This is a genomic window from Sorangium sp. So ce119 (assembly GCF_051524405.1).
GTDB classification, from domain to species: domain Bacteria; phylum Myxococcota_A; class Polyangia; order Polyangiales; family Polyangiaceae; genus Sorangium; species Sorangium cellulosum_G.
This window is the reverse complement of record NZ_CP150310.1, coordinates 9,258,919-9,267,500: the sequence shown is the minus strand read 5'-3', so window position 1 is coordinate 9,267,500 and position 8,582 is coordinate 9,258,919. Positions and strand designations below refer to the sequence as shown.

Annotated in this window: 6 protein-coding genes and 2 rRNA genes (1 of these 8 running past the window's edge); 2 read left to right on the top strand and 6 right to left on the bottom strand. The window is 70.7% G+C overall.

Annotation, left to right across the window (positions count from 1 at the left end):
* Positions 1-368: ribosomal RNA gene (locus WME76_RS34965) — 23S ribosomal RNA — on the top strand (it extends 2,640 nt beyond the left edge of the window).
* A 128-nt stretch (positions 369-496) separates the two neighbouring features.
* Positions 497-613, top strand: a 5S ribosomal RNA gene (gene rrf / locus WME76_RS34960).
* A gap of 474 nt (positions 614-1,087) precedes the next feature.
* On the opposite strand, the gene WME76_RS34955 is transcribed toward rrf, so the two are convergent.
* The 6 genes from WME76_RS34955 to WME76_RS34930 form a co-directional block, all read right to left on the bottom strand.
* Positions 1,088-1,915, bottom strand: a complete 828-nt coding sequence (locus tag WME76_RS34955) for a hypothetical protein (protein WP_437956528.1) — start codon at positions 1,913-1,915, stop codon at positions 1,088-1,090.
* 62 nt (positions 1,916-1,977) lie between these two features.
* On the bottom strand, positions 1,978-4,641 hold the full coding sequence (locus WME76_RS34950) for an MGH1-like glycoside hydrolase domain-containing protein (RefSeq protein ID WP_437956527.1): 2,664 nt from the start codon (positions 4,639-4,641) through the stop codon (positions 1,978-1,980).
* A 70-nt stretch (positions 4,642-4,711) separates the two neighbouring features.
* Positions 4,712-5,239 carry a peptidylprolyl isomerase gene (locus tag WME76_RS34945; protein WP_437956526.1) on the bottom strand — a complete coding sequence of 176 codons (528 nt, stop codon included), beginning with the start codon at positions 5,237-5,239 and terminating at the stop codon, positions 4,712-4,714.
* Positions 5,240-5,295: 56 nt separating this feature from the next.
* On the bottom strand, positions 5,296-6,672 hold the full coding sequence (locus WME76_RS34940) for a hypothetical protein (protein WP_437956525.1): 1,377 nt from the start codon (positions 6,670-6,672) through the stop codon (positions 5,296-5,298).
* Positions 6,672-7,286: a penicillin-binding protein activator LpoB gene (locus WME76_RS34935; protein WP_437956524.1), complete on the bottom strand. Its 615-nt coding sequence runs from the start codon at positions 7,284-7,286 to the stop codon at positions 6,672-6,674. Before WME76_RS34935 ends, WME76_RS34940 begins: the two co-directional genes overlap by 1 nt.
* 92 nt (positions 7,287-7,378) lie before the next feature.
* Complete coding sequence (locus tag WME76_RS34930) at positions 7,379-8,449, bottom strand: trypsin-like serine protease (RefSeq protein WP_437956523.1); 1,071 nt, start codon at positions 8,447-8,449, stop codon at positions 7,379-7,381.
* Between the last annotated feature and the right edge of the window lie 133 nt (positions 8,450-8,582).

Here is an 8,582-nt window from a genome sequence, read left to right as displayed (position 1 = left end):
GGTCCCAAGGGTTCGGCTGTTCGCCGATTAAAGCGGTACGCGAGCTGGGTTTAAAACGTCGTGAGACAGTTTGGTCCCTATCTGCCGTGGGCGTAGGACACTTGAGAGGAGCTGCCCATAGTACGAGAGGACCTGGGTGGACGTACCTCTGGTGCTCCGGTTGTCCTGCCAAGGGCATAGCCGGGTAGCCATGTACGGAACGGATAACCGCTGAAAGCATCTAAGCGGGAAGCCGGCCTCAAGACCAGGTGTCCCGGGCCGCAAGGCCCCTAAAGACCCCTCGTAGACCACGAGGTTGATAGGCCGGGTGTGGAAGCCGAGCAATCGGAGGAGCTAACCGGTACTAATAGGTCGTGCGGCTTGACCATACTTCTAAGGCAAACATCGAAGCGTCGCGCCCGGAGTTCGGGTGACGAGCAGCGTGACACAGCTGGCCCAGCGTAGAGCACCGCGAGAAGCGGGCTCCGCGGGTTCCGATTGGACGCACCCACAAGTTTCCGGTGGTGATATCGAGAAGGTCACACCCGATCCCATACCGAACTCGGAAGTTAAGCTTCTTGGAGCCGATGGTACTGCCAGGGCAACCTGGTGGGAGAGTAGGACGCCGCCGGGATTTTCTTTGAACCTGCGCACAGGCATCGCCGTGCGCAGGTTTTTTTTGTCCTTTCGCAGCCGTTCTGCGGTCCACGCGCGCGCCAGGCGCGATCGGCCTGCGGCGATCGCCGGCTGCTCGAGGCGCGCTCTGCGCTGCCCGGCCCGGTGAAGGGAGCTCGTCGGGCTGCGGACCGGACGGGGCGCCGGCGGCGTGAGGCACGTTCTTAACTGCCCGGCCGCCGTGGAGGGGGTTCGTCGGGCGACGCGGCGGCCGGCCGGACTCGCCTGGACGTTCTTTCTCCGACGTGCACATCGCGCGGAGAAGGAACGTCGATCGGGCTCAGCCATCGGCCCTCCCCGCGCCGCCCGACGAACCCCCTCCACGGCGACCTACCGTCTTGAGGGGGCGCTGCCGCAGTGCTGTTCGGTTCGTCGAGTCGTCTGTCGACAGCGCATGGCGCGGGGCGGCAAGGCCTCCGGCAGGGCGTCGGCGTCAGTGCGTGTGCTCGACGGTTCGCCTCGGGCCGTAGCTCCGCAGGAAGATGAGGCCGACGAGGATGACCAGGGCGGCGATCCGGAGCGCAACCGGGATCTGCTGTACCCACTCCTCCTCATCGATCCCGGTCGTCGCGAGGACCAGACCGAGCAGGCCGCCCATGGCCTCGCCCGCTCGGCCCACGGACGTCGCGGGGCCGCTGGCGATCGCCTCGTGCGAGAGCGCGTGCAGGAGAAGGCCCGCCACCGCGGAGAGCACCCAGGGCTCGACAGCCTCGAAGCGCTCCGCGTCGACGAGGCGCGTCGCGAAGGCGCCGATCACCGTGGCGAGCGCGATGCCGGCGAGGGCCGCGCTCATGGCGCGCTTGCCGCCGGTCCCGGCCCTCACCTCGAGGACCTGGAGCGCCACCACCATCGCGAGCGGCACCGTGTGCGCCGCGAGCGCCAGCACGATGGGCAAGGAGAGCTGCCCGACCCGCGAGAGCGAGGCGACGGCCGCGCCCTCGCCGAACTGATGGGCGAGCACCGCGGCGTACCCCATCGCGAGCGCCGTCGTCGGCGTCCGGTGAGCGCCGGCCTCTCCGAGCACGAGGCGCTCGAGCACCGCCGGCGCCAGGAAGCCAGCCGCCGCCGCGACCAACCCGAGCCAGCCGATCTCGCCGAGCGCCTCCGGCAGCAGATGCAGCAGCGCGATCGACGCCGCTCCGACGAGCGCGAAGGTCCGAAGCGCCGACATCGCGCCCTCGTTCCGGTGACGGAACAACGCCGCGAGGCCGCCGAGCATGACGGCCAGCGCGAGCAACGAAACGCCGAGCGCCAGCGACACAGGCGCCCTCCTAGCACGAATTCACGAGAACCGGCGCTGCACCGAACGACCTGTGTGGCGAACTACGAATGGGGGAGGCTGTGCCGCCCGGCGCGGAGGATCAGATCGCCCACGAGCGCGGTCCAGCCGGTCTGGTGAGAAGCGCCGAGCCCCGCGCCGGTGTCGCCGTGGAAGTACTCGAAGAAGAACAGGCGATCTCGGAAGCCGGGATCGCGCTGGAAGACGGGGTGCTCGCCATAGACCGGGCGGCGACCGTCGCGGTCGCGCTCGAAGATCGCGATCAGCCGACGCGCGAGCTCGTGCGCTCCGTCGCGGAGCGTGCGAGGGCCACGGCCGCCGACCGGCGGGATCGCGAGCACGTCGCCGAAGCCGTGATCGAGCCGGAGGAGCGAGCGGTAGAGGAGATACCCGAGCGGGAACCATATCGGGCCGCGCCAGTTCGAGTTGCCGCCCTTCATGCGCGTGATCGACTCGCCGGGCTCGTAACCGACCGTGTACTGCGCGTCGCAGCGCTCCAGCCCGAGCGAGACGGGCGAGGCCGCGTGCTCCTTCGAGAGCGAGCGCGGGCCGAAGGGCGAGAGGAACTTGTCCTCGTCGAAGAGGTGCGCGAGCACCCGCTCGAGACGCCCAGGCGTCACCGCGGAGAGCACCTGCCGCCCGTCCGGACGCACCGTGATCGCCTCGGCCAGCGCCGGGTTCTTGCGGAGGAACCACTCGGTCCGGCGCCGGAAGTTCGCGAGCTTGCCGTGGATCTCCGGCGTGATCACGTGCACGGCGCAGAGCGGGATGAGGCCGACGGCCGAGCGGGTCTTCACGTGCCGCGGCTTCCCGCCCTCGATCAGGATGTCGAAGTAGAAGCCATCCTCCTCGGACCAGAGCGGTAGCCGACCGTCCGCGGTGTGGTGGAGCGCGTGCGCGATCCGCAGGAAGTGCTCGAAGAACTTGCTGGCGAGATCCTCGTACGCGGAGTTCTCGAGCGCGAGCTCCAGCGCGATGCGCATGAGGTCGAGGCAGTACATCGCCATCCACGCGGTGGCGTCCGCCTGCTCCAGCCGAACCCCGGGCGCGATCCGCTCGCTGCGGTCGAACAGCGAGATGTTGTCGAGGCCGAGAAACCCGCCCTCGAAGACGTTGTGCCCCTCGGCGTCGCGCTTGTTGACCCACCAGGCGAAGTTGATGAGCAGCTTGTGGAACACGCGCTCGAGGAAGACCCGATCGCCCTCGCCCCGCAGCTTCCGCTCGATCTTGTAGATCTGGTACGTCGCCCAGGCGTGCACCGGGGGGTTCAGGTCCGAGAACTCCCACTCGTAGGCAGGGAGCTGCCCGTTCGGGTGCTGGTACCACTCCTTGACCATCATCTTGAGCTGGGCCTTCGCGAGATCGATGTCGAGCGGGGCCAGCGCGAGCGCATGGAAGGCGAGATCCCAGGCCGCGAACCAGGGGTACTCCCACTTGTCGGGCATCGAGATGACGTCGGCGACCGAGACGTGCCGCCACTGGCTGTTGCGGCCCTTCTGGCGCTCCGGCGGCGGCGCCTGCGCGTCGCCGCGGAGCCATGTGTCGACGTCGTAGTGGTAGAACTGCATCGTCCAGAACAACCCCGCCGCCGCTTGCCGCTGGATGGCGCGACGATCGTCGGAGAGGTCAGGGCCCTGGACGGCGAGGTAGTACTCGTCCGCTTCCCTGCGCCGCGTCTCCAGGAGCTCGTCCGCGCCGTCAAAGGGACTCTCCACCGGCTCCGGCGCGAGGCGGAGCAGGAGCCGCCGGCGCTCGCCGGCCGGCACCTCGAGGCGATGCCAGCTCGCGGCCTTCGTGCCGCGCAGCTCGGCGTTCACCCGCTCCTTGTCGCCGTGGACGACCCGGTGATGGAACGCGTCCTTGACGTACGGCGTCCGCGAGGGAGTGCCATAGAGCCGCTCGAGGTTCGTCTCGTTGTTGGTGAAGAGCAGCTCCGGGTTGCCCTCGACGTAAAGGTAGTGCGCGCCGTGCTCGGGGTGCGCCGCGCGCAGCATCACGTGTCCGGCGCCGGGTTCCATGGCCCGGATCTCCGGGATCACGCCGAGAGGCTCGCTCCAGGACCAGGTGTTGCGGAACCAGAGGTGCGGCAGCACGTGGATCGGCGCGGCCTCCGGGCCGCGGTTCACCACCGTGATCACCATGAGGATGTCGTTCGGGCTCCGCTTCGCGTACTCGACGAACACATCGAAGTAACGGTCCTCGTGGAAGGCGCCGAGATCGGGGAGATCGACCTCGCTGTCCGAGAGGCCGCCCCGGCGCGCGGCGGCGACGAGCTCCTCGTAAGGAAACGGCCGCTGGGGGTAGCGGTAGAGGTAACGCAGGTAGCTGGAGGTCGGCGTCGCGTCCTCGTAGTAGTAGATCTCCTTGACGTCCTCGCCGTGGTTGCCCTCCGGGCCGGTCAGGCCGAAGGCCCGCTCCTTCAGGATCGGATCCCGCTCGTTCCAGACGGCGACGGCGAGACACACGATCTGGTGTCGGTCGCAGATGCCGCCGAGCCCGTCCTCGTTCCATCGATAGGCGCGGCTCCGGGCGTGATCGTGGGGGAAATGCGCCCAGGCATCCCCGCTCGCGCTGTAGTCCTCGCGCACCGTCCCCCAGGCCCGCTCCGAGAGGTAAGGGCCCCAGTGCTTCCAGCGGAGGAGGCGCTCGCGCTCCTCTTCGAGGCGGCGGTGCTCGGCGGTCTGCGCGGCGCGGGCGGTCCTCGTCATGCGCGAACGCTAGGCGACTCAGGCCGATGCGTCGAGCCCGCGACCAGCGCGCGGCGGGCCGCGGCCGGCGCTACTCGGTGCGCTTGATGATGTGAAACCCGAACGGCGTCTCGACGATCTCGCTCACCTCGCCGACCTTCAGGGCGAAGGCGACGTCGGAGAAGCCCTTGACCATCACGCCGCGCTCGAACACCCCGAGATCCCCGCCGCGCTCCGCGGCGCCCGGCTCGTCGCTGTACTCGGTGACCGCCTGCTCGAAGCTCGCCCCGCCGCGGATCTTGAGGAGCGCCTCCTGGGCCCGCGCGCGCGCCTGCTCGCGCGTGCGCTGGACGCCCTCGGGCCTGCTCTTCGAGCCGTCGTGCATGACGAGGATGTGCCGCGCGCCGATCTGCTTCGGCTGGCTCGCGACGAGCGCGCGCTCCCGCTCGATGGCCGCGTCCTCCTCGGCCGCCCGGATCGGCGCGGCGACGGCGAGGCCGCCGCCGACCCAGGACGGCGAGGTGGCCAGCGTCCCGCAGGCGGTCGCGCAGAGGAGCGCGAGGGGAGAGCACGCCGAGAGCGCACGGACAAGCAGGGCGCGAACGTCAGGGCTACGCATCGGCGCGGAGACTGCCGCGGGAGGAATGCGCCCGCAACCCCCCGCGCCCGCGGCGCTCAGCGGAGCACCATCACCGGGACGAACGCCCACCCGCCGGCCGCCACGCTCACCCGCGCGCGCCGCACCTCGCCCCGGGCGCCCACGACCACGTCGTGCGTGCCCGCGGGGACGCGGAGCCGCGCGATGGCGATGCGCGCGGGGAGCGTCGACCAGCCGCGCGTGTCCGGCGTGTCGAGCACGGTCAGCGTCGCGCTCGTGAGCAGGCCGACGAGCAAGCCCAGCGGCCCGGAGTCCTCCGCGGCGGCCTCCGTCGCGCCCTGCGCGGCCTCGCCCGCCGCGATGCGGGCGACGGTCCTCGTGATGGCCGACAGGATGAGCGTCCCCTCGTTCTTCTTCCAGGCCGAGCGCACCTGCGCCTCGACGTCGAGCGCCTGCTCCAGCGGCCGGACGCGCCCGTCGATCTTCAGGGTCGGGATCGCGTAGCCGCCCTTGCCGCGGGCGAGCGTCGGGTAGTTGACCCACGTCACGAGCCCCTTCGCCGCGAGCTCGTCGGCCCGCGCGCGATCCGTGGGGCTGATGTCGTTGGCCACGAGGGTCAGCGCGAGGCCGATCGGCAGGCGCTGCGGCACTTTCTGCGGCACGCGCCCGAACCCGACGACGACGACGAGCTCCGCCTCGCCGGCCTCGGCGAGGGGCGGCGGCGGCTCCACGCCGTCGATCAGGGCGGCGATGCGGGGCGATCTCGGCTCGCCGCGCGTGAGCGCGCGGAGCGGGCGGCGGAGCGACGGATACGGGCCGTGGCGGAGCGCGTCGTCGTAGTGGAGGAGCGCCTCCTCGGGCTGGCCGCTCTTCTCGAAGGCGAAGCCGGCGAGGTAGCTCCCGAGGCCGATGAGCGCCGTCTCGCCCTCGTGATCGCGCAGGTACTGCTGCATGACGACGAGGCGTCGGGCCTCGACCTTGGCCCCACTGAGATCGCGCTGGGCCAGGTAGTTCATCATGTTGACAGTGTTGATGAGCAGCTTCTCGTGGGCAGGGGCCCTGTACGGGCCCGCGTCGTCCGAGAAGAGGTATTTCCCGAGCTCGTCGGCGGCGCCGCGGGACATGTCGAGCAGGTCGATCGACTTGTCCGCGGTCCCGAGATCGCGCGCGGACAGCTTGTAGCGGTCCATGCTGAGGAGGACGTTGCCGCGGTCGAGCAGGAGGAGCGCGTTGTCGCCCTGGAGCGCCGGGAGCTCGTCCGCGGTCTCGACCTCGAGCTCGTCGTTCAGCGCGGCGACCGCCTCGGCGGGGGCTCCCCGATCGAGCGCGTCGAGCGCGGTGCGCACGCGATCTTCGTGGCCGCTGCAGGCCGCCTGTCCGAGGCCGAGCAGCACCGCGAGGGGCGCCAGGACCGCGCGCCCGCGCCCCCAGAGGCTCGCGTGCCGCGAGAGCATCACTCCTGGATGAGCGCCTTGGTGAAGGCGGCCCTGTTCTGCCAGACCACCGCGCTCGTCGCGACCTCGATGACCTGCATGAACATGAAGTACTGGACGCGGCGCTCGTCCTCGGTGCGCTCGTCGGAGGTGAAGACCTTGCCGGTGATGTAGTACTTCGCGCCGAGCTGGCGGTTGTACTCGGCGATGTGGTTCGGGTCGAAGCCGCCGCCGTGCTGCTTCTCGACCTCCGCGATCATCTGCTGCTGGCGCTCGACGCTCACCACGGTGACGAGGCCCGTGTTGACCATGTACGTCTCGATATCGGACAGGAGCGCCTGGAGCTGGCTATCGATGTGCTCGCTCGTCTGGTTCGACAGCGGGTAGATGGCGAGCGTGGGCCGAGAGCCGTCGTTCGCCCACGCCTTGGCGATCGGAGACGCCATGAGCGACTTCAGGTTCTCGTGAAGGAGCTGCTCGATGTCGCGCTTGTCGATCCCCGTGCTCATCGCCGCGTCGTCGAGCCCCTCGACCTGATTGCCGCGCACGTAGGTCGGTCCGCAGCCGACGGACACCGATGCGAGCGCGAGCGCCGCGAGCAGCGCGGCCGGACGGATGCTGGACGAACTGGACATGGACACTCCGCAGGGTCAGGACGGCCGCATCCTAGCAGGCGAGGTGTGCGCTGGAGCGGTGATCCGGCGGAAATCGTGCTCCGCCACGCGCTCTACGTGGGTCGCGTGGCCTTCCTGGCGCGCTTCAGCGCGAGCATCGCGAGCAGCGCGAGCATCGCGAGCAGCGCGGGAGCGGCCTCGACGCCGCCCGTGATGGGGCCATGCGCGCACGAGAGCCAGCGCTCGTCGAGCGGTCGTCGCGAAGGCAAGCGCTCCGCCGCGCCGGCGCCTGTGGCCCACCAGGGCGCATCGTAATCGCCGACCTCCGCGGCGCGCCTCGCCTCCGCGACGAGCCAGTCGCGATGGGCGATCAGCCCTCCGTAGATGGGGTCGGAGCAGCCGGCCGGCCCGCGCGACGTGACGCCGATGATCCGCCCCGCGACGTCGAGCGCGGGCCCGCCCGAGTCGCCGCTGCAGATGCCGCTCTCTCCGCGCCACTCGCTCCCCGTGACGCGCTCCTGCGTCCCACATCCGTACCCCACGCACTCGACGTGGAGGCCATCGCGGCGCCGGCGGGCGCCGCCGTCGCGCGCTCGGCCCTCGGTGTCGCCGAAGCCCACCGCCGAGTAAACCTCGCCCTCCTCCGGCGGCCGGCCGAGGCGGGGCGCGAGGGGGGTGACCTCGCTGCCGCGGACCGGCGAGGACAGCACCACCAGCGCGAGATCGCGCCCGCACACGGCGTTGCCGTCAGGTGGGCTGAGCAGCGCGCGGGCGGCGATCCACGGCGCGTCCCCGGCCCACAGGGCGCTGCCGAGGGTGGCGAAGACCTGCGAGGCATCGACCGGCTCACCGAACGTCGCCGTCTTGCAAGCGATGAGCTTCGGGGCCTCGGCGATGCAGTGCTGCGCCGTGAGCACCAGGTTGGGCGCGATCAGCGTGCTCGAGCAGGTCCGCGAGACCCGCCCGCGTCGATCCGTGATGAGCAGCCCGGCGACCGCGCGATCTCCAGCGTCGGGATACCCTCCCTTGATATCCAGCGCGATCTCCGCCGCCTCTTCCTCGTCCAGACCAGGCTCCTCCGCATCCCCTGCGCAGCCGGCGAGCGCGGCGGCGGCGGCGAGGAGGCCTCCAGCTCGGATGCTCCACGCGGTGTTGTTCCGGCACACCGCCAGCCGCCATTGCACGCCACCTGCCAGCCTGGGCTGTGCACCGCCGTGTTCCTCGAGGGGAGGAGAGAGCCGCTTCCGAGGAAGCTCACGCGCTCGCGGAGCAACGCCGCTGCGCTGCGGTGACGCATTCGGGCAACGCGGCGGGCGG